This window comes from Embleya hyalina (genome assembly GCF_003967355.1).
Lineage (GTDB): Bacteria > Actinomycetota > Actinomycetes > Streptomycetales > Streptomycetaceae > Embleya > Embleya hyalina.
Genome location: NZ_BIFH01000014.1, coordinates 170,118 through 191,311 on the forward strand (window position 1 = coordinate 170,118; position 21,194 = coordinate 191,311).

Annotated in this window: 20 protein-coding genes; 10 read left to right on the forward strand and 10 right to left on the reverse strand. The window is 72.6% G+C overall.

Annotated features, from left to right (window positions below):
• Nucleotides 1-48 precede the first annotated feature (48 nt).
• Together EMA17_RS05130 and EMA17_RS05135 are read left to right on the forward strand one after the other, a co-directional pair.
• Entirely contained in the window at nucleotides 49-438 is a 390-nt protein-coding gene (locus EMA17_RS05130) for an allophanate hydrolase-related protein (RefSeq protein WP_126635704.1), read from the forward strand.
• Between the two features lie 97 nt (nucleotides 439-535).
• Complete coding sequence (locus EMA17_RS05135) at nucleotides 536-889, forward strand: SseB family protein (RefSeq protein WP_126635705.1); 354 nt, start codon at nucleotides 536-538, stop codon at nucleotides 887-889.
• Nucleotides 890-910: 21 nt separating this feature from the next.
• Here EMA17_RS05135 and EMA17_RS05140 read toward each other — a convergent pair whose 3' ends face one another.
• From EMA17_RS05140 to EMA17_RS05165, 6 genes are all read right to left on the reverse strand, one after another.
• A complete protein-coding gene (locus EMA17_RS05140) occupies nucleotides 911-2,308 on the reverse strand; it encodes an 8-oxoguanine deaminase (protein WP_126635706.1) in 1,398 nt (465 codons plus the stop codon).
• A gap of 171 nt (nucleotides 2,309-2,479) precedes the next feature.
• A complete protein-coding gene (gene pucL / locus EMA17_RS05145) occupies nucleotides 2,480-3,394 on the reverse strand; it encodes a factor-independent urate hydroxylase (protein ID WP_126635707.1) in 915 nt (304 codons plus the stop codon).
• Nucleotides 3,395-3,398: 4 nt separating this feature from the next.
• The gene (uraH, locus tag EMA17_RS05150) at nucleotides 3,399-3,740 is read right to left on the reverse strand and encodes a hydroxyisourate hydrolase (RefSeq protein WP_126635708.1); all 342 of its coding nucleotides are present in this window, start codon (nucleotides 3,738-3,740) and stop codon (nucleotides 3,399-3,401) included.
• Nucleotides 3,737-4,234 (reverse strand): 2-oxo-4-hydroxy-4-carboxy-5-ureidoimidazoline decarboxylase, encoded by a 498-nt coding sequence (gene uraD, locus EMA17_RS05155; protein WP_126635709.1) that lies wholly within the window; start codon nucleotides 4,232-4,234, stop codon nucleotides 3,737-3,739. Before uraD ends, uraH begins: the two co-directional genes overlap by 4 nt.
• A 159-nt stretch (nucleotides 4,235-4,393) precedes the next feature.
• Entirely contained in the window at nucleotides 4,394-4,756 is a 363-nt protein-coding gene (locus EMA17_RS05160) for a helix-turn-helix domain-containing protein (RefSeq protein WP_126635710.1), read from the reverse strand.
• Nucleotides 4,753-5,010 (reverse strand): thiamine-binding protein, encoded by a 258-nt coding sequence (locus EMA17_RS05165; RefSeq protein ID WP_126635711.1) that lies wholly within the window; start codon nucleotides 5,008-5,010, stop codon nucleotides 4,753-4,755. Before EMA17_RS05165 ends, EMA17_RS05160 begins: the two co-directional genes overlap by 4 nt.
• A 142-nt stretch (nucleotides 5,011-5,152) precedes the next feature.
• On the opposite strand from EMA17_RS05165, the gene EMA17_RS05170 reads away from it, so the two are divergent.
• The 8 genes from EMA17_RS05170 to EMA17_RS05205 all read left to right on the forward strand — a co-directional run bounded on the left by EMA17_RS05170 (nucleotide 5,153) and on the right by EMA17_RS05205 (nucleotide 14,458).
• Nucleotides 5,153-5,995: a hydroxypyruvate isomerase family protein gene (locus tag EMA17_RS05170; protein WP_126635712.1), complete on the forward strand. Its 843-nt coding sequence runs from the start codon at nucleotides 5,153-5,155 to the stop codon at nucleotides 5,993-5,995.
• Nucleotides 5,992-6,948, forward strand: coding sequence for a 2-hydroxy-3-oxopropionate reductase (locus tag EMA17_RS05175; protein WP_126635713.1), 957 nt, complete (start codon nucleotides 5,992-5,994; stop codon nucleotides 6,946-6,948). Before EMA17_RS05170 ends, EMA17_RS05175 begins: the two co-directional genes overlap by 4 nt.
• The gene (gcl, locus tag EMA17_RS05180) at nucleotides 6,948-8,663 is read left to right on the forward strand and encodes a glyoxylate carboligase (RefSeq protein ID WP_126635714.1); all 1,716 of its coding nucleotides are present in this window, start codon (nucleotides 6,948-6,950) and stop codon (nucleotides 8,661-8,663) included. The genes EMA17_RS05175 and gcl overlap by 1 nt, the downstream gene beginning before the upstream one ends.
• Before the next feature lie 169 nt (nucleotides 8,664-8,832).
• A complete protein-coding gene (locus EMA17_RS05185) occupies nucleotides 8,833-9,954 on the forward strand; it encodes a glycerate kinase (protein WP_126635715.1) in 1,122 nt (373 codons plus the stop codon).
• Nucleotides 9,951-11,300 (forward strand): allantoinase AllB, encoded by a 1,350-nt coding sequence (gene allB / locus EMA17_RS05190; RefSeq protein WP_126635716.1) that lies wholly within the window; start codon nucleotides 9,951-9,953, stop codon nucleotides 11,298-11,300. Before EMA17_RS05185 ends, allB begins: the two co-directional genes overlap by 4 nt.
• Before the next feature lie 116 nt (nucleotides 11,301-11,416).
• The gene (gene alc, locus EMA17_RS05195; protein WP_126635717.1) at nucleotides 11,417-12,463 is read left to right on the forward strand and encodes an allantoicase; all 1,047 of its coding nucleotides are present in this window, start codon (nucleotides 11,417-11,419) and stop codon (nucleotides 12,461-12,463) included.
• Between the two features lie 331 nt (nucleotides 12,464-12,794).
• On the forward strand, nucleotides 12,795-14,090 hold the full coding sequence (locus EMA17_RS05200; protein WP_126635718.1) for a family 2B encapsulin nanocompartment shell protein: 1,296 nt from the start codon (nucleotides 12,795-12,797) through the stop codon (nucleotides 14,088-14,090).
• 158 nt (nucleotides 14,091-14,248) lie between these two features.
• A complete protein-coding gene (locus EMA17_RS05205; protein WP_126635719.1) occupies nucleotides 14,249-14,458 on the forward strand; it encodes a CsbD family protein in 210 nt (69 codons plus the stop codon).
• A gap of 934 nt (nucleotides 14,459-15,392) precedes the next feature.
• Here the strand turns inward: EMA17_RS05205 and EMA17_RS05210 are convergent.
• The 4 genes from EMA17_RS05210 to pucD form a co-directional block, all read right to left on the reverse strand.
• Nucleotides 15,393-15,818, reverse strand: coding sequence for a hypothetical protein (locus tag EMA17_RS05210; RefSeq protein ID WP_126635720.1), 426 nt, complete (start codon nucleotides 15,816-15,818; stop codon nucleotides 15,393-15,395).
• An 8-nt stretch (nucleotides 15,819-15,826) separates the two neighbouring features.
• Complete coding sequence (locus tag EMA17_RS05215) at nucleotides 15,827-17,047, reverse strand: XdhC family protein (protein WP_126635721.1); 1,221 nt, start codon at nucleotides 17,045-17,047, stop codon at nucleotides 15,827-15,829.
• Between the two features lie 39 nt (nucleotides 17,048-17,086).
• On the reverse strand, nucleotides 17,087-18,592 hold the full coding sequence (locus tag EMA17_RS05220; protein WP_126635722.1) for an NCS2 family permease: 1,506 nt from the start codon (nucleotides 18,590-18,592) through the stop codon (nucleotides 17,087-17,089).
• A gap of 232 nt (nucleotides 18,593-18,824) precedes the next feature.
• Entirely contained in the window at nucleotides 18,825-21,191 is a 2,367-nt protein-coding gene (gene pucD, locus EMA17_RS05225) for a xanthine dehydrogenase subunit D (protein WP_126635723.1), read from the reverse strand.
• Nucleotides 21,192-21,194 lie beyond the last annotated feature (3 nt).

The following is a 21,194-nucleotide window of genomic DNA, read 5'->3' on the forward strand; positions in this document are numbered from 1 at the left end:
TTCGCACTCTCCCCCACACCCCTGCCGATCTCGAACAGGAGACAGCCGATGGCACGCATGTTCCTCAATGGTCAGGCGATGGAGGGTGGCCCGTTCCACCACCACCTGGCGGGCGCGCCGCTGGTCGCCCGGACCCGCACCGCTCCCGGATACCGCTTCTTCTCGATCGGCGACCGCTGCCCGGGACTGCTGCCCGACCCGGCGAGCCGGGCGCGGATCGCGGGCGAGGTGTACGAGGTTCCCGACGAGGTGTTGCGGGACAACCTGCTGCCGACCGAACCGCCGGAGCTGGAGTTCGGGATCATCGAGTTGGAGGACGGCTCGGCCTGCTTCTCGATGATCCTGCGCCGGGGCGAGTCGGAGTCCGGCCGGCACAAGGAGATCACCGAGTTCGGCGGGTGGCGGGCGTACCTGCGCACGCTCGGGCGCGAGGCGTAGCCGCGGGCGTGGGGTGTCCCGCCGGTCCGGGCGCGGGCGAAACGCGCGGGCGCGACGCGCGGGCGAAACGCCTCGGCGGCGCCCATATGATCACGGTATGACTGCCGAGAACGCCGCCCTGACCGCCGTCCTGGAGGACACCGACGGGGAGATCGACCCCGCCGATCTGCTCGCCGCGATCGTGGCCGGCGGGGTGGTGGTGGCGATCGACGACACCGACTCGGTGGTGTTCATCCACGGGCAGGACGGGAAGCCGTGGTTGCCCGCGTTCGTCGACGCCGCCACCTGCGCCCGGGACGTCCCGCACGCCCGGCCCCACGTGTGCGACGCGGCGCGGCTGGTGGACATCGCCGGGCGGACCGGGGTGCGGACCATGACGGTGGCCTCCGCGACGCAGTGCGCGACGGTACCGCTGGCCCTGGTGGCCAAAGCGTCGACGGCCCGGGACTGACCTCCCGCCCGCCGTGAGGGGCTACTTCGCGCGCAGTCGGGCCGCCGCTCGGCTCACATTGCGGGCGATCTCCTCCTCGTCCACCCGGGACAGGTGACCCTGCTCGACCACCTCGCGGCCGTTCACGAGCAGCAGGGTCAGCGGGGCGGCGGCACCCAGGACCAGCGCGGCCACCGGGTCGACGACGCCCGAGTGCGACACGCCGTCCACCCGCCACATGGCCAGGTCGGCGAGCTTGCCCGGTTCCAGGGAGCCGATCTCGTGCTCCCGGCCGAGCACCTTCGCGCCGCCCGCGGTACCCAGGCGCAGCGCCTGACGGACCGTCAACGCGGCCGGGCCGCCGCGCAGTCGGGCGATCAGCAGCGCGTTGCGCAGTTCGCCACCCAGTTCCCCCGACTCGTTGGAGGCGGCGCCGTCCACGCCGAGGCCCACCGGGACGCCGGCGGCCAGCATGTCCGGCACTCGGGCGATGCCCGCCGCGATCCGGGCGTTGGAGGAGGGACAGTGCGCCACGCCGGTGCCGGTGGCGGCGAACTTGGCGATGTCCGAGTCGTCCATGTGGATGCAGTGCGCCATCCACACGTCCTCGCCCAACCAGCCCAGGCTCTCCAGGTAGTCGGTCGGCCCCATGCCGAATCGTTCCCGGCAGAACGCCTCCTCCTCCACCGTCTCGGCGCCGTGGGTGTGCAGCCGGACCCCCTTGGCGCGGGCCAACTCGGCTGCTCCGCGCAGCAGTTCGGGGGTAACGGAAAACGGCGAGCAGGGCGCGGCGGTGACCCGGACCATCGCGTCGAAGGAGGCGTCGTGCCAGCGGTCGATGGCCTCGGCGGTCGCGGCGAGCGCCGCGTCCGTGTCCTCGACGCACGCGTCCGGCGGCAGTCCGCCCCGCGAGGCGCCCAGGTCCATCGACCCCCGGGTGGGCTGGAATCGCATGCCCAACTCGGCCAGTGCGCGGATCTCCGCGCCCAGGATGTCGCCGCCGTCCTTGGGGAAGACGTAGGCGTGGTCGGTGGAGGTGGTACAGCCCGAACGCAGCAGCGCGGCGGCCGAACCCTGCGCCGCGGCGTAGCACATCTCGTCGTCGATCCCGGCCCAGACGGGGTAGAGCGTGACGAGCCAGTCGAAGAGGTCGCACTCCTGCGCGAGGCCGCGCGTGATCCACTGGTAGAAGTGGTGGTGGGTGTTGACCAGGCCGGGGGTGACCAGGTGCCCGGTCCCGTCGATCCGGCGCACGACCCGTTCCGCGCCGGCGGGGGCGGGCCCGGCGCCGACCGCCTCGATGCGGTTGCCGGCGACCACGACGTGGCCGGAGTCGTACTCGGTGTCCCGGGCGTCCACGGTGGCGATCGCGCAGTTCTCGATCACGATGCGCCCGGGGGCGGTGGTGTCGGTGGAGCCGGTGGAGCGGTCGACAGACATGGGGCGGTCCCTTTGCGGCAGCGGTCCGGACGGCGAACGTACCGCCGTCCGTTGCTGCGCGAGGGCCCCGGAGGCGGGACGGCGGACGAAGATCCTCCGGGGGAGTGATGTGCCGCTCGCGACGTCCGCGTCGACCGGTCGGGTGTTCGATCGGTCGGCGGGTCGGTGGGTTCAGTCCACCGGGATCAGTGGCGTGACACCCTCGCGGTGCACCGTGCCCTCGATCAGACCGTACGGCCGATCGGCGGCGTAGTACACCTCCCTGTCGTTCTCGACGCCCATGCGCTCCATGTCGACGAGGAAGTGGTGCTTGTTCGGCAGCGACAGGCGGACCTCGTCCACCTCGTGCCGGTGGGTCAGCACCCGGTCGGCCATCGCGTACAGGCTCTGCTGGAGCGAGTAGGAGTAGGTCTCGGCGAACGCTTCGAGCAGATGCCGGCGCACCTGCGCGTACGAGCGTTCCCAGTCCGGCTCGCTCGCGCCGGCGGAGGCGTCGAAGGAGAACCGCCAGCGGGCGCCGACCCGGGTGGCCAGGATGCGGTCGTACGCCTCCTGGAGGGTGGTGTAGCGATCCTTGATGTAGCCCCGGAATTCGGAGGCGGTCGTGTTCATCACCACCAGGTCCTTCAGCCCGGAGATCACCCGCACCCGTCCGTGCTCCCAGACGATCTCGGTGGTGCGGGTCTCGCTCCCGTCGCGGACGAACGAGTGGCGGATCTCGTCCGCGCCGACGAATCGATCGCGTCCCGGGGCCGAGGTGATCCGGTTCCACGGGTATTCCTCGATCCGGATCCGGGCCCGGGTGATCGACGGCTGCGATTCGACGAAGTGCCGGGCCAGGCATATCCCGTAGGTCTCGGCGGAGTCGATGCCGTGCTCGCGGGCGAAGGCGAACACGGTGTTCTTCATGGTGTCGGTCGGCAGTACCTTGTCGTTGCCGCCGGTGAAATGGGTGTCGGACAGGTCGCCCGACAGCGCGACGCCGACGTTGAGGTCCTTGACCTCGTGCCGATCGGTGTCGCGGCGGACCCGGACGACGCGGGTCTCCGCCTTTCCGTACTGGTTCTGGCCGAGCACCATCGGCATCTTGTCAGCTCCCTCGATAGACGGAGTATCCGTACGGGTTGAGCAAGAGCGGTACGTGGTAGGGCGTTTCGGGGTCGGCGGTGAAGACCACCCGTACCTCGGGGAAGAACGGCGTCTCGCCGCGGGCGCGGCGGTAGGCGCCGACGTCGAAGACCAGGCGCACGTCGACGGGGCCGGCGGCCGGGTCGACGCCGAGCGCGGGCAGGTCCGGGCAGCGGCCGTCGGCGTTCGTCGCGGACGTGCCGAGCACGATCCAGGTGCCGTCGGCGGTGCGTCGGGACAACTCGACGGGGACGTCGGCGGCCGGGCGGCCCTCACTGGTGTCGAGGATGTGGGTGGAGATCACGCGGAGATCAGTCCTTCCAGGCGCAGGCGGTTGATCTTCCGCAACTCCTCGCGGGTGACCTCCCACTCGGACGCCGGGTCGTTGTCGAGTCGGTGTCGCAGTTCGGCCAGGATCTCCGCGGCACCGCGCCCGCTCGCGCAGGTCAGGAAGACCCGACCGAAGCGGTCCCGGTACGCGATGTTCCCGGCCCGCAGGTCGGCCGACAGCGTGTCGTCCGCCTGCCGCACACCCGCCTGTTCGCGGGTCGACCGCGGATCGTCGTGCCGGGGACGCCCGATCACGGCGTGTCCCTCGATCGCCTCCCGCAGGTCGTCGGTGGTGAGCCCGGCGGTCGCCGCGTCGGAGCCGGCCAACAGCGCGGCCGGGTCCGCGTAGGGGCGCCCGGTCAGGACCGCCGCGATCCAGGCCCGACTGGCGCATACCTCGCCGAGCAGCCGGATGCCCTCGTCGACGGACGCGTCGTCGAGCCGTTTCAGTCCTGGGGTCGATGGCATGTCGAGGCCTCCTCGCTCGGCGGGTACTCCCGTCCAGAGGTGAGCACCACGCCCGAGCGACTACCCGGCGTCGGCACTGGCCGGAACGCTAGGCGTTGCGAATCCCGATCGTCAACAGTTTGTTGAAGTGGATCACCGAGGTGATCGTGGGGCCTCGGCTCAGGGGCGCGCGTCGCGGTTCAGGTAGTTGTAGACGGTGAAGCGGCTCACCCCGAGGGCCGCGGCCACCGTCTCGACGCCGTGGCGGATGGTGAACGCGCCGCGTTGTTCGAGGGTGCGGACCACCCGCTGCTTGTCCTCGCGGGCGAGGTCGGCCAGGGGGCCGTATTGGCGTTCGGCCTCGCCGAGGAGGCGGTCCAGGGCGCTGCCGAGGCCGGGCAGCCGTACGGCGACGGCGGGGCGGCCCTCCCAGTCGAGCACGACGTCCTCGGGGCCGGCGTCGCCCACCGGGACGAACTCGGCGCCGATCGCGGTCACCAGGGGCTTGATCGCGGCGGACAGGGGGTGTTCGGCGGTGCTCACGCCCGCCCTCCCGGCGTCCGCGGCACGCTCGTCACCTGGACCGAGACGCGGGACGCGCCGACCCCGAACGCACCTCGGCACACCCGCTCCAACGCCGCGAGCACCACCTCGGCCTCGCCCTCGGCGGTCGTGCCGAAGGGGCCGACCTCGATGTCGAGCCCCGCCTCGTCGAGGGCGCGTCGGGCCTCCAGGGCATGGGCCGGCACGCCGTCCAGATCGAACGGCTCGGTCGAGAACTCCATCCGCAATCGCACGCCCGAACCCTAGCCGGCCGATCCCGGGCAGGCCAGACTGCCGGCCGCCCATCCTTGACAAAGTGTTGAAGCCGCGTGGCATGATTTCGTTAAGCAGAATATTACTTCCGCATTATGGAATCAACGTGGAAGAGGTGGTCCCGTGAGCGCTCGCGAGCTGCGCTTCGACATCAATCTCTCGATCCTCTTCACCGAACTCCCGCTTCTGGAACGGCCCGCCGCCGCCGCCGAGGCCGGCTTCACCGAGATCGAGCTCTGGTGGCCCTTCGCCGGGCCGACCCCCGCCGACGCCGAGTTGGACGCGCTGGCCCGCGCCGTCCGCGACGCCGGCGTCGCCCTGGTCGGGCTGAACTTCGACGCCGGGGACATGCCCGCCGGGGATCGCGGCCTGCTGTCCCGACCCGCCGAGTCGGCGCGCTTCCGGGCCAACATCGACGTCGCGACCGGCTTCGCCGCGAGCCTGGGCTGCCGCGCGCTGAACGCGCTGTACGGCAACCGGGAGGAGGGTGTGGATCCGCGGGCCCAGGACGAACTCGCCCTGGAGAACCTGGTGTCGGCGGCGGTCGCCGCCGAGCGGGTCGGGGCGATCGTACTGATCGAGGCGCTGAACACCCCGGAGAACCCGCGCTACCCGATCGTCACCGCGGCCGACGCGCTCGCCGTGGTGGACAAGGTGAACGCCGAGACCGGCCTGGGCAACACGGCCTTCCTGGCCGACTTCTACCACCTCGCGCGCAACGGCGAGGCGCCGGCGGGGGTGATCGACGCCCACGCCGACCGCTTCGGCCACGTCCAGATCGCCGACACTCCCGGACGGGGGCAACCCGGCACCGGCGAACTGGACTTCGAAGACCTGTTCCGCCGACTCGTCACCGCCGGGTACACCGGGCGCGTCGGCCTCGAATACCGGCCGGTCGGCGCCGCCGCGGACAGTTTCGGCTGGCTCGCGCACGAGTCGCGCGGCAATCGGGGAGGGGCCGGATGACCGGCGCGGGGGACACCGGGCGGATCGGGTTCGTCGGTCTGGGCATCATGGGCGGCCCGATGGCGGCCCATCTGGTCCGGGCCGGCCACCGGGTCACCGGATACGACCTGGAGCGGGCCGCGGTCGACCGGCTGATCGCGGCCGGCGGCGAGGGCGCGGCGGACATCGCCGCCGCGGCGCGCGACGCGGACGTGGTGATCACCATGGTCCCGGCCGACCCGCAGGTCGAGCGGGTGATGTTCGGCGCGGGCGGCGTGCTGGAGACGGTCGCGCCCGGCACCCTCGTGATCGACATGAGCTCGATCAAGCCCGGCACCTCGATCGCGGTGGCCGAGGCCGGCGCCGAGCGCGGGCTGCGCGTGCTGGACGCGCCGGTCAGCGGCGGCGAGGCCGGGGCGATCGAGGCGGTGCTCTCGATCATGGTCGGCGGCACCGAGCAGGACTTCGCCGCCGCACTGCCGCTGTTCGAGGCGCTGGGCCGAACGATCGTGCACGTCGGTCCGCACGGTGCGGGCCAGACGGTCAAGGCCGCGAACCAGCTGATCGTCGCGGGCAACATCCAACTCGTCGCCGAGGCACTGCTGTTCCTGGAGCGCGCGGGTGTGGACACCGGGGCCGGGCTGAAGGTGCTGGCCGGCGGACTGGCCGGCAGCGCCGTGCTGGACCGCAAGGGGCGGGTGATGCGCGACCGCGACTTCGCGCCCGGATTCCGCATCGACCTGCACCACAAGGACATGGGCATCGTCACCGAGTCGGCCCGCGAGTTCGACCTCGTGCTGCCGCTGGCCGGGCTCACCGCGCAACTCGTCGCGTCGCTGCGCGCCCAGGGCGGGGGCGGCCTGGACCACTCCGGCCTGCTGCTCGGCCTGGAACGGCTCAACGGCGGGCCCCGCGAGGGCGGTTCGGTGGCCACCGGCCCCGAGGACAGCGTTTCGAAGCAGGGAGACAACTGATGGCACCCCGTCGTGTTCCGGTCATGAACGCCGTGGTGGAGGTGCTGAAGTCGGAGGGCGTGGACACCGCTTTCGGCTGTCCCGGCGCGGCCATCCTGCCGCTCTACGCGGCCCTGGAGGCGGTCGGCGGGATCGAGCACCTGATCGTCCGGCACGAGGAGGGCGCGACCCACATGGCCGACGGCTGGGCCCGGACCAACGGCGGTGTCGGCGTCGCGATCGGCACCTCGGGTCCGGCCGGCACCAACATGATCACCGGCCTGTACACCGCGCTCGCCGACTCCGTCCCGATCGTGTGCGTCACCGGTCAGGCCGTCTCCGACAAGCTGCACCAGGAGGCGTTCCAGGCGGTCGACATCGTGGAGATCGCCAAACCGGTGACCAAGTGGTCGGTGCAGGTCAAGGAGGCCGCGCAGGCCCCCTGGATCTTCCGCGAGGCGTTTCGCCGGGCCCGCTCGGGCCGCCCCGGCCCGGTGCTGATCGACCTCCCGCTGGACGTGCAGCGACAGGAGATCCGGTGGGACGCCGAGGTGGACGCGCCGCTGCCGGTGAACGAGGTGCACCCGCATCCGCCGCGGGTGGACGCCGCGTTGGACCTGCTGCTCGCCGCCGAACGCCCGCTGCTGCTCTCCGGCGGCGGGGTGATCATCGGCGAGGCGCACGAAGAACTGGTCGAACTCGCCGAACTGCTCCAGGTTCCGGTGCAGGTCACCCTGATGGGCAAGGGCTCGATCGACGAGGACCACGCGCTCTACAGCGGGATGACCGGCGTGCAGACCTCGCAGCGCTACGGCAACGCCTCGTTCCTGGAGTCGGACCTGGTGCTCGCGCTCGGTGCCCGCTTCGGTGACCGACACACCGGCACGCTCGATGTGTACCGGGGGCGGCGCACGTTCATCCACGTCGACATCGAACCCACCCAGATCGGCAAGGTGTTCGAGCCGGACCTGGGCGTCGTCTCGGACACCCGGTTGTTCCTCCGGGCGATCCTGGCCGCCGCCAAGGAGCGCGGCATCCGCCGCGAGGCGGGCGCGTGGGTCGCGCGGATCCGGGAGTTGCGCGCGTCGTTGACCCGGCGCGAGGACTTCGACACGGTGCCGATCAAGGCGCCGCGCGTGTACAAGGAGATCAACGAGGTCTTCGACGCCGACACCTACTTCGTCACCGCGATCGGGCTCTACCAGATCTGGGGCGGCCAGCACCAGAAGGCGTACAAGCCGCGCCACTACCAGGTCTGCGGCCAGGCCGGCCCGCTCGGCTGGGAGATCCCGGCGGCGATCGGGGTCAGGAAGGCGCTCGAGCGCGGCGACCCGGACGCCGAGGTGGTCGCCATCGTCGGCGACTACGGCTTCCAGTATCTGGTCGAGGAACTGGCCGTGGCGGCGCAGTACGACGTGCCGTTCGTGATCATCATGATCAACAACGAGTATCTGGGCCTGATCCGGCAGGCGTCGATTCCGTACGAGATGAACTTCCAGGTCGACATCCACTACGACGAGGTCGGCACCGACAACATCAAGTTGATGGAGGCGTACGGCTGTTCGGGCAAGCGGGTGATCGAGCCGGGCGACATTCGGGCGACGATCGAGTGGGCCCGCAAGGAGACGCGGCGCACCTCGCGGCCGGTCCTGGTGGAGATCATGATCGAGCGCAAGGCGAACACGCCGCACGGGCCCGCGATCGACGCGGTCGTGGAGTTCGAACCGGTGCCGTAGCGGACCCCGCTCCCATCGGTTCCGTCCGGTGCCGTCGACCCCGTTCGCGGTGTCGTGCCCGCGTCACCGGGCGGTTGCCGGCCCCGTCGGTCCTGCCCGAAACGGCGGCCGCGTAGTTGACTGTGCCCGCTGCACCGCCCACCCGACAGCCCACCCGAAGGAGCAGCGCATGGGCCCGGTCGTCGTGCTGGCCCCCGACAAGTTCAAGGGGACCCTGACCGCGGTCGAGGCCGCGGCCCGGATCGGTGCCGGGATCCGCCGGGCGCGCCCGGACGCGGAGATCCGCGTGTCGCCCGTCGCCGACGGCGGCGAGGGCACGGTCGACGCCGCGGTGGCGGCCGGCTTCGCCCGGATCCCGGCGCGGGTGAGCGGTCCCACGGGGCGGCCGGTCGACGCGGCGTTCGCGGTGCGCGGCGCCACCGCCGTGGTGGAACTGGCCGAGGCCGCCGGGTCGGCCCGGCTGCCCGCCGGACCCGAGCCGCTGACCGCCGACACCACCGGGGTGGGCGAGTCGATCGCCCGCGCGCTCGCACTGGGCTGCACCCGGATCGTGCTCGGCCTGGGCGGTGCCGCCGCCACCGACGGCGGCTCCGGCCTGGTCCGCGCGCTGGGCGTACGCCTCCTCGACGCGGCCGGGGCGGACCTGCCCCGGGGCGGGGCCGCGCTGCGCGACCTGGACCGGATCGACGGCGCCTCGGCCCTGGCCGCGCGGCTGACCGGCGTCGAGGTGGTGATCGCCTCGGACGTGGACAACCCGCTGCTCGGCCCCAAGGGCGCGGCGGCGGTGTACGGGCCGCAGAAGGGCGCCACGCCCGCCGACGTGGCCCTGCTCGACGCGGCCCTCGCGCGCTGGGCGGAGGTGGTCGCGCCGGACCTGGCCGACGTCCCCGGCGCGGGGGCGGCCGGCGGCACCGGGTTCGGCGCGCTGGCGCTGCTCGGCGCGACCGTGCGCCCCGGCATCGGCCTGCTGCTCGATCTCCTGGGCTTCGAGGAACTGCTCGACGGGGCCCGGCTCGTGGTCACGGGCGAGGGCAGCCTGGACGCACAGACCCTGCACGGCAAGGCACCCGCCGGGGTGGCCGCCGCCGCCCGCGCCCGGGGGGTGCCCGTCGCGGTGGTGTGCGGCCGCGTCGAGTTGAGCCGGGACCGACTCGACGCGGCCGGCATCGTCGCCGCCTACGCGCTGACCGATCTGGGCCCCGACAGCCTGACCCGTGCCGGCGCCCTCGCCGAGATCGCGGGCGAGCGGTTGGCCCGCGACCTGCTTACCGCATCGGAGGACGCGCCGTGACCCGCACCCCCACCCTCGTACTGCGCTCGCGCCGGGTGCTCGCCCCGGACGGGGAGCGACCCGCCGACGTGGTCGTGGCCGGCGACCGGATCGTCGAGGTGTCGCCGTATGGCACCGCCGCCGGCGGCGGTGCGCCGATCGAGGATCTGGGCGACGTCGCTTTGTTGCCGGGCCTGGTGGACACCCACGTACACGTCAACGAGCCGGGCCGCACCGCGTGGGAGGGCTTCACCAGCGCCACCCGGGCCGCCGCCGCCGGCGGGGTGACCACCCTGATCGACATGCCGCTCAACTCGATCCCGGCCACCGTCACGGTCGACGCGCTGCGGGTCAAGCGGGACGTGGCGCGCGGGCGGGTGTACGTGGACGTGGGCTTCTGGGGCGGGGCGATCCCGGGCAACACGGGCGAGTTGGCCGCGCTGTACCGGGCCGGCGTGTACGGCTTCAAGAGCTTCCTGGCGCCCTCCGGCGTGGACGAGTTCCCGCATGTGAACGCCGCCGAGCTGGCCGAGGCGCTGACCGAACAGGCCCGGCTGGGCGCGCTCGCGATCATCCACGCCGAGGCCCCGCGGATCCTGGACGCCGCCCCGCAGGTGCCCGGTCGGGCCTACGCCGACTTTCTCGCCTCCCGGCCCGACGCGGCGGAGACGGTCGCCGTGCGGCAACTGTTGGACACCGCCGAGCGCACCGGTGCGCGGGTGCACGTTTTGCACGTGTCCTCGGCGGACGTACTGCCGCTGCTCGCCGCCGCCCGCGCGGACGGGATCGCGGTCACCGCCGAGACCTGTCCGCACTATCTGACCCTGGTCGCCGAGGGGGTGCCGGCCGGCGACACCACGTTCAAGTGTTGCCCGCCGATCCGCTCCGAGGACAACCGCGACCGGCTGTGGCGCGGAATCGAGGCGGGCGCGTTCGCCGCCGTGGTCTCCGACCACTCGCCGTGCACCACCGACCTCAAGCGGCTGGACGTCGGCGACTTCGCCGCCGCGTGGGGCGGCATCGCCTCGCTGCAACTGGGCCTGCCAGCGGTATGGACCGAGGCCCGGGCGCGCGGTCTGGCGCTGGCGGAGGTCGTCGCGCTGATGTCGAGCGGGCCGGCCCGCCTGGTCGGCCTGGCCCGCAAGGGCACGATCGCGCCCGGATACGACGCGGACCTGGTCGCCTTCGACCCGGACGCGGTGTTCACCGTGGACCCGGGCGGGTTGCACCACCGCAATCCGGCCACCCCCTACGCCGGTCGCACGCTCACCGGCGTGGTTCGCGCCACCTGGCTCGCGGGCGCGCCCGTGGACGTACACGGCACCCCGCGCGGGCGCCTGCTGGACCGCGTGGGGACCGCCGCGTGATCACCCCCGTCGGGCGCCGCCCGCGCGGCCACGGCCCGCCTCGTTCCCGTGGTCTCCAGTCACCGCGGGCGTCCGCCCGCGGTTGTCGACTCCCGTTCCGGGTGAGGGGATTACCCATGACCACCGACTTCACCGCATACGTCAACCTGGCCTCGCGCGCGCTCGGCGCCGGCGTGGTCGCCGCCAACGACGAGTGGTTCGCCGAGAAGGAGAACCTGCTCCGGGCCGAGCCGCCGGTCTTCGCGCCGCACACGTTCGGCCCCAGGGGGCAGATCATGGACGGCTGGGAGACCCGCCGCCGGCGCGGCCCCTCGGCCGCACACCCGCACCCCGAACCGAACGCGCACGACTGGGCGATCGTGCGCCTCGGCGTGCCCGGCATCGTGCGCGGGGTCGTGATCGACACCGCGTTCTTCACCGGGAATCATCCTCCGGGCGCCTCGGTCGAGGCCGCCGCGGTGCCCGGTACGCCCTCGGTCGAGGAACTGCTCGACCCGGCGGTCGTATGGACCACGATCGTCGCCCGCACGGAGCTGAAGGGCGACACCGCGCATCCCTTCGAGGTGGACGCGGAACGGCGGTTCACCCATGTACGGCTGAACATCTTCCCCGACGGCGGGGTGGCCAGACTGCGGGTGCACGGCGAGGCGGTGCCGGATCCGGCCTGGCTCGACGGGCTCACCGTGGACCTCGCGGCGCAGGAGTTCGGCGGGGTCGCCGAGGCGGCCAGCGACCGCTACTTCTCCTCACCGCACAATCTCAACGCGCCGGGCCGCTCGCGGGTGATGGGTGAGGGCTGGGAGACCCGCAGGCGGCGCGACGACGGCCACGACTGGGTGCGGTTGCGCCTGGTCGGCCGCGCGGAACTCCTGGGTGCCGAGCTGGACATCGACAACTACCTGGGAAACGCGCCGGGTTGGGTCGCGTTGGCCGGCAGCGACGCGGGAGTCGATCCCGACGTGTGGTTCGAACTGCTGCCGCGCACCCGGGTCCAGCCGGACACCCGACACCGATTCCGCTTCACCGACGCGCCCCCGGTCACGCACGTACGCATCGAGATCTTCCCGGACGGCGGGGTGGCCCGACTGCGGCTGCCGGGCCGACTGACCGAGGCGGCCCTGACCGCGCTGCGCGAGCGCCTGCCCGGCGCCGGACCGGCATAGCCGACGGGGAGTCGAAGCCGAGCCGATCCCGGGGCGCGCGTTCGGCCGTTCGGACCAAGGCGGCCGGGCATCCGGACGACCCGGGAAACCTCCGTCAGAGCTAGTTAGCCAATTCGCACCCCCAGCAGTCTCACTCGTTCGGGTAATGGCCGGCCGTCGACGCAGCGGCGACGATTGACCGCGCAAACGGGTTCATCCAGGGGAGGCGGAATCGTTGTCGATCGATGCTGGGGCGCGCACCGAAGGTGACGCCCGGGACACGCAGGCCCGTTCGAGTCTCGCGACGGAGGCGGCGCGAAATCTCGCGACGACCACCAAGACCGTCCCGCAGATGCAGGACATCACGTCGCGATGGCTGCTGAAGATGCTGCCGTGGGTCCAGGTATCGGGTGGTACGTACCGGGTCAACCGACGGTTGAGCCATCGGGTGGGGGACGGTCGGGTCCAGTTCGTCCAGACCGGCTCCGATGTGCGGGTGATCCCGGCGGAGTTGGGCGAACTGGCGCCGCTGCGCGGGTTCGAGGACGAGGAGGTGCTGCGCGCGCTGGCGGACCGGTTCGTGCGGCGGGAGTTCGCGGCGGGGGAGACGTTGGCGACCCTGGGGGAGCCGACCGACCGGGTCTTCCTGGTCGTGCACGGCAAGATCAACCGGTTCGGCGAGGGCCGCTACGGCGACCGCACCGTGCTCGGACTGCACGGCGACGGCGACCACTTCGGCGAACGCATGCTCGTCGACCCGGACGCCACCTGGGGGTACTCGGCCACCGCGGCCACCTCGGTGATCGTGCTGGAGATGACCCGGGAGGCGTTCGACGCGGTGCGGGACGACGCGTTGCGCACGCACCTGACCGCATACGCCGAGGACAGCAGTCGACCGCAGAACGCCAAGGGCGAGGCGGAGATCCCGATGTCCGCCGGCCACCACGGCGAGGCGCTGCTGCCCGGCAGCTTCGTGGACTACGAACTCAAGCCGCGCGAATACGAGTTGAGCGCCGCGCAGACCGTGCTCAAGGTGCACAGCCGGGTCGCGGATCTGTACAACCAGCCGATGGATCAGATCGAGCAGCAACTGCGGCTGACCATCGAGGCGTTGCGCGAGCGCCAGGAACACGAGCTGATCAACAACCGCGAGTTCGGGCTGCTGCACAACGCCGACTACGACCAGCGCATCCAGGCCCAGTCCGGACCGCCCACCCCCGACGACATGGACGAACTGCTCAGCCGGCGGCGCGGCTCCAGGTTCTTCCTGGCCCACCCGCGCACGATCGCCGCGTTCGGCCGCGAGTGCAGCCGGCTCGGCCTGTACCCGAGCACGGTCGACGTGGGCGGCAACCAGATCCCGGCCTGGCGCGGCGTGCCGATCTTCCCGTGCAACAAGATCCCGATCTCGCAGGAGCGCACCAGTTCGATCCTGGTGATGCGTACCGGCGAGGACGACCAGGGTGTGGTGGGTCTGCACCAGACCGGGCTGCCCGACGAGTACCAGCCGGGCCTGTCGGTGCGCTTCATGGGCATCAACGAGCAGGCGCTGATCTCCTACCTGGTCACCGCCTACTACTCGGCGGCGGTACTGGTCCCGGACGCCCTGGGGGTCCTGGAGAACGTCGAGATCTCGCGGGCCCGATGAGCGGGAGAGACCACCCTGTGTGCGGCCCGGGTGACTCGATGAGAAAGATCACGAAGACCGGGCACGGGTGTCAAACCGGTCGTTTCCGGTTATAGGTCGGGCCGGACGTCGCGCGATCAACGGACGCGCGCGGTCTACCGCGACAGGAGACCCGAGACATGGGCATCGACGACAACATCCGCAACAAGGCCCAGGACGCAGCCGGCCAGGCCAAGGAGAAGGTCGGCGAGGCGACCGGCAACGAGGACCTGCGAGACGAGGGGCAGCAGGACCAGGGCTCGGCCAAGGCCAAGCAGGCCGTCGAGGGCGCCAAGGAAAAGGCCAACGAGGCGATCAACAAGATCAAGGGCTCGCTCAGGCGGGACTGATCGCGGGGTTCGCCCGGTCGCCGGGGGCGACGGGTTGTCGGGCAATCGTGAGGCCCCCGGTGCGCCGGGGGCCTCACGGTGTGCGTGAGCGGTCGGCCCGGGCGGGTCGGCCCGAACGGCCGAACGGGCGGTGGTCGGCCCGCAGCAGCACGAGTACGGCGATCGCGAGCGCGGCGGCCCAGGCGAGGTGGATGCCGGTCCGGCCGGGCGCACCCGCTTCGGCCGGGGCGAGGTGGGCGGCGCCAGGGTCGCGGCGGCCAGGGCCGAGACGGTGGCGATCGCGGTGAGCGCGGCGGTCTTGCCGGGTACGCGGTGGACGGCCCGCGCGGCGGCCTCCAGGGTCACGGTGGTCAGCACGGCGACCTCCAGGGTCAGGCCGACCCAGGGCGGCGCGGTGGGCGAGCGCCGGGTGACCACGACGGCCGCCACGCCCCGGACGGGGGCGATCGGGAGCAGCGCGACGAGGGTGCGCAGCCCCTGGCGCAGCGCGCGGGGGACCGGGAGGGCGGCGGTGTTCGACTCCATCGGGTCGACCGGCGCGACGGCCGAGGCGGCGCCGAGCAGGACGGCCGCGACCCGCGGGCACGTCACCGACTCGTCGGGCCTCGGCGCGCCCACCGCGGCCATCCGGGCGGCGATCGGCGCGACGGCGAGGAACGGGACCCGGTCGATCGCCCGGACCACGGCGGGCAGCAGGGCGCGGGCGGCGCGTGGGCCGCGGGAGGTGCCCGGGGCGGGGAGCGTGCGCCGGGCGGGCGGTACCCGCCGGTCGGGAACCAGGCGCACGGTTGCTCCCCGGCGGCCGGGATCGGTGTGTCGGCGGAGAGGCCGAGCAGCGGCAGGGCCTCGGCGAGCGATGCCCGCACGAGGGTGTCCCAGTGCGCTCCGACCCGCTCCCGCGTGCCCGGATCGGCGAGCAGTCGCCGGGCGTAGGTCACCTCGGCCTGCCCGTAGCCGCGACCGAGCGGGTTCGAGCGGCCCACCGTCCATTCGGGATCAGATCCATCCGCACCGGCCCGGGGTCGATCGCATATCCCGCCCGGCCGGGCAACCACAGCGCGACCACCGTGCGCGCCTGGCCCCGGGCGTCACAGCCCTCGGTGCCGAGCCAGGTCGCCTCCGCCGCGAATCCGCCCGCGAGCATCGTCCGGTAGGCGGGCGAGCGGACCCGGATCGGGCCGGTCCGTACCGAGTGCGGCGGCCGGTCGACGAACCACGACCACGATCCGGTCACCTGGCGCACCACCGGCAGGAGGGGTGCGGTGAGGCCGGTGAGCGCGACGGCGGCGAGCAGGTCGGCGTCGGCGGAGTCCTCGGTGACGGGCGGCGGGTCGGGGCGGGTCGCGAAGAACGGGCGCACACCCTGGACTATCGCCGTTGGTCGAGCGGCGGTTCGCACGATGGTGGGGTACGGCTCCGGACCGGAGCCGCGCGGGTGGCGGGCCGGGCCGCCGCGTGGTGGATCGGGCCCGTGGCGGTACGCAGGGGGCGGGCCGTGCCGCCGGTGCGGGTGGCCACCACCTCGGCGAAGATGGACAGCGCCGTCTCCTCGGGGGTGCGGGCGCCGAGGTCCAGGCCGATGGGGGAGTGCAGCGCGGCCGACTCCGCTTCGGTGAGCCCGATTTCGCGCAGCCGGGTCAGGCGCGCCTCGTGGGTGCGGCGGGAGCCCATGGCGCCGACGTAGGACAGGTCGAGGCGCAGCGCCAGATCCAGGAGGGGGACGTCGAACTTCGGGTCATGGGTCAGGACGGTGATCACCGTGCGGGCGTCGAGGGTGTCGGCGATCGAGGCCAGGTGGCGGTGCGGCCAGTCCACGACCACCTCGTCCGCGTCGGGGAAACGGCGCCGCGTGGCGAACACCTCCCTCGCGTCGCACACCGTCACCCGGTAGCCGAGCAGGTTGCCCATCCGGGTCACCGCCGCCGCGAAGTCGATCGCGCCGTAGACGAGCAGGCGCGGGGGCGGGGTGCGGGTCTCCACGAAGACGGTGACGTCGTCGGGGGCCGATTCCGGACCCGCGCGGCCGTCCGGGCGCAGCGTCGACAGGCCGGTGCGGCCCAGGTCGAGCATGGCCCGGGCCGCCGCGACCACGGACGCGTCCAGCGCGGGATCGGCGCCGAACGTACCGGTCGCAACCGACTCCGCGGGGTGCGCGCCGCGCGCCGCGCCCACGACCGTGATCGCCCGCCCCACCAGCGCGGCCGGACCCGCCACGACACGGGCGGCGGCCACGGGGATGTCCCGCTCGGCCGCGGCCAGGGCCGCCTCCACCGTCGCGTCGCCGGCGCGTTGTACGAAGATGTCGAGTATTCCGCCGCAGGTCAGACCCACGGCGAAGGCGTCCTCGTCGCTGTAGCCGAAGCGCTGGAGCACCGGGGTGCCGCTCTCCAGCGCCTCGCGGCACAACTCGTACACCGCACCCTCCACACACCCGCCGGACACGCTGCCGACGACCGTGCCGTCGGCGCCCACCGCGAGCGCCGCGCCCGGGGGGCGAGGCGCGCTCCCGCCGACGCGGACGACGGTGGCCAGGGCGTATGGCGTTCCCGCACGGCGCCATGCCGCGAGTTCGGTCCCGAGGTCGAGCATCGACGTCTCCTGGGATGTGGGCGGCGCGGTGTACGGGCGTCAGCCGACGCCCAACCACTCCTTGATCGGATGCAGGGCGAAGAACACGAGGAAGGCCAGGGTGAGGATCCACATCAGCGGGCCGATGTCGCGGAATCTGCCCTGGGCGGCCTTGATCAGCGTGTGGACGATCACGCCGGCGGCGACGCCCGCGGTGATCGAGTACGTGAACGGCATCAGCACGATGGTGAGGAAGGCGGGGATCGCCGCGGCCTTGTCGTCCCAGTCGATGTGCTTGACCTGGGTGATCATCATCGAGCCGATCACCACGAGCGCGGCGGCGGCGACCTGGTCGGGCACCACGCCGGCGATCGGGGTGAAGAACACCATCAGGCCGAAGACCGCGCCGGTGACCACGCTGGACAGCCCGGTGCGGGCGCCGTCGCCGACGCCGGTCGCCGATTCGATGAAGACGGTCTGACCGGACGAGCCGGTCACCCCACCGACGACGCCCCCCGCGCCGTCGATGGCCAGGGCCTTGGACAGTCCGGGCATCCGACCCTTGTCGTCCACGAGTTCGGCCTCGTTGCCGATGCCGATGATGGTCGCCATCGCGTCGAAGAAGCCCGCGAAGACGAGGGTGAACACCAGGACGGAGGCGGTGATGCCGCCGGCCTCGGAGAAGCCGCCGAACACGCTCACCTCGCCGAACAGTCCGAAGTCCGGCGTGTCGACCACCTTGTCCGGCAGGTTCGGTACGCCGCCGCCCCAGGTCTTGTCGGATATGTCCACGACGGCGTTGACCACCATCGCCAGCACGGTGCCGAAGACCAGGCCGATCAGGATCGCGCCGCGGATGTCGCGGGCCATCAGCACGAAGATGGTGAGCACCGTGACCGCGAAGATCAGCACCGGCCAGCCGGCCAACTCACCGGCCGGGCCGAGCGTCACCGGCGGTCCGCCCGGCGCGGCGTTCTCGGTCACCACGCCCGCCTTGTTCAGCCCGATCATCGCGATGAACAGGCCGATCCCGATGGTGATCGCGTGCTTGAGCGCCATCGGGATGGCGTTCATGATCCGCTCGCGCAGCCCGGAGACGACCATCAGCATGATGATCAGGCCGTAGATCACGCACAGGCCCATCGCCTGCGGCCAGGTCATCTCGGCCGCGACCTGGTTGCCCACGACGCCGGCCACGGACAGACCCGCGGCCAGCGCCAGCGGCACGTTGCCGATCAGACCCATCGCCACCGTGGTGACGAACGCGGCCAGCGCGGTCATCGTGGTGATCTGCGCGGGGTCGAGCCGATGCCCCTCGACGTCCTCGCCGCCGAGCAGGATCGGATTGAGCAGCAGGATGTACGCCATCGCCATGAACGTGGTGAGGCCGCCGCGCAGTTCGCGGCCCACCGAGCTGCCGCGCGCGCTGATCCGGAAGTACGTGTCCAACGCGCCCGAACCGGACGAGCCGGCCGGCGGCGGATCGCCGGCCCGGGCCGCCCCGGGTCCGCGAGGCGGATTCGGGGGGTTCTCGCCGGGTTCCGCCGGAACCGATGTCTGAGCCACTTTCCCACTCCCAAGTGTCCTAGGTGTTGTTGGGGTGGAGCCGGTCGCGGCGGCGCGGCCGCCCGGAACCCGTTCCGGGCAGGCGGGCGCGACGACCTTCCTGCGTGGGGGCGCGTCCGCTCGACGGCACGGCGATCGGCCGTGCGGGGTCGGGCCGGTCCGGCCCCGGGGGAGGCGTCTGCGCCGCCGCCGGGACCGTACTACGGTGACGAAAACGGGAACTGACGGTGTCTCAGATCCCGGTGAGGTGTTCCGGCCGGACCGGTACCCGGTTCAGGGCCAGGCCGGTCGCCGCGCGAATCGCCGCGACGATCGCGGGCGTCGCGGACAGAGTGGGTGCCTCGCCGGCCCCGCGCAGCCCGTACGGGGCGTGCGGGTCGGCCAGTTCGAGTACGTCCACCGGCATCGGCGGGGTGTCGAGGATGGTGGGGATCAGGTAGTCCGTGAAGGACGGATTGCGCACCCGCCCCTCGGCGACCACGATCTCCTCCATCACCGCCAGGCCCAGCCCCTGGGTGCTGCCGCCGTGGATCTGGCCGAGCACCGCGAGCGGGTTCATCGCCTTGCCGACGTCCTGCGCGGCGGCCAGTTCGACCACCTTGACCAGGCCCAGCTCCACATCCACGTCCACCACCGCGCGGTGTGCGCAGAAGGTGTACTGGACGTGCCCGAAGCCCTGTCCGGTGAGCCGGTCGAACGCCTGGGTGGGGCGGTGCCGGAACTCGACGGTCTCGTCCACGGGTTCGTCGCCGAGCAGGTCGACCAGGTCGGCGACCACCGCGTCGGCGCGGTCGACCACCTTGCCGTCGACCAGGCGCAGGCCCGCCACGAGATCGGGCGTCCAGCCGTGGCGCCGCCGGCCGCGCGCGAGCACCGTGCCGCGTACCGCCTCGGCGGCCGACTTGACCGCACCGCCCGTCATGTACGTCTGCCGCGACGCGGAGGTGGACCCGGCCGAACCCACCCGGGTATCGGCCGGCGCGATGGTCACCAGGTCCACGCCCAACTCGGTGCGCACGATCTGCGCGTGCACCGTGACACCGCCCTGGCCCACCTCGGCCATCGCGGTGTGCACCAGCGCGACCGGCGCGCCGTTGATCACCTCGAGCCGGACCCGCGCGGTGGAGTAGTCGTCGAAACCCTCGGAGAAGCCGACGTTCTTGATCCCGACCCCGTAGCCGATCCCGCGCACGACACCCTCGCCGTGCGTGCTGTTGGACACCCCGCCCGGCAACTCGCGGAGGTCCACACCGTCGCCGGTGCGCCGGTACGCCGCCGCCGGCAGCGGCATCGCCTCGACCCGGCGCAGCAGTTCGGCCACCGGCGCGGGGGCGTCCACGACCTGCCCGGTGGGCAGCACCGAGCCCTGCTCCATCGCGTTCAGCCGCCGCAACTTCACCGGATCCATGCCGAGTTCGGCGGCCAGCCGGTCCATCTGGCTCTCGTAGCCGAAGCACATCTGGACCGCGCCGAAGCCGCGCATCGCGCCGCACGGCGGGTTGTTCGTGTACACCGCGGTCGCGTCGATCGAGGCGTTCGGGATCACGTACGGACCGATCCCGAGCGAGGCCGCGTTGCCGACCACGGCGGGGGAGGAGGACGCGTACGCGCCGCCGTCGAGCACGATCTCCGCCCGGACGAACACCAACCGGCCGTCCCGAGTGGCGCCGTGCTCGAAGACCATCGTCGCCGGGTGGCGGTGCACGTGGCCGAAGAACGACTCCTCGCGGTTGTAGACGATCTTCACCGGCTTGCCCGTGTACTGCGCGAGCAGACACGCGTGCACCTGCATCGAGATGTCCTCGCGCCCGCCGAACGCGCCGCCGACACCGGCCAGGGTCAGCCGTACCTTCTCCGGCGGCAGAGCGAGCACCGGGCACATCTGCTGCCGGTCCACGTGCAACCACTGGGTGGCGATGTACAGATCGATCCCGCCGTCCTCGGCGGGCACCGCGAGCCCCGACTCCGGACCCAGGAACGCCTGGTCCTGCATGCCGACCTCGTACTCGCCGCGCACGATCACGTCGGCCCGCGCGCGAACCTCGGCCGAGTCCCCGTCGCCGTGGTGGACGTGCTGGCTGTGCACGATGTTGCCGGACGCGTGCGCCTTGTAGTCCGCCGGCGCGTGCACGTGGCCGTAGCGCTCCGGATCCAGCGCCTCGACCGGTCCGATCGCCGGCGACACGTCGTAGTCCACCACGATCCGGGCCACCGCGCGGCGCGCGGTCTCGGGGTGGTCGGCGGCCACGATCGCGATCGGCTCGCCGTGGAAGCGCACCTCGTCGATCGCCAGCACCGGCTGATCCGCGATCTCCAGGCCGTAGAACTTGCTGCCGGGGATGTCCTCGTGGGTGAGCACCGCGTACACCCCCGGCAGGGCCAGCGCCGCGGACACGTCCACGGACCGGATCCGGGCCCGGGCGTGCGGGCTGCGCAGCGTCGTGCCCCACAACATGTCCTCGTGCCACAGGTCCGAGGCGTAGGCGAAGTCGCCCTTGACCTTGAGGATCCCGTCGGGACGCGGGGGCGACGCGCCGATGCCGTCCCGACCGGGCGCGGAGACGGCCGACAGGTTCCTCGGCGTGGTCGGACCGGCCATGGC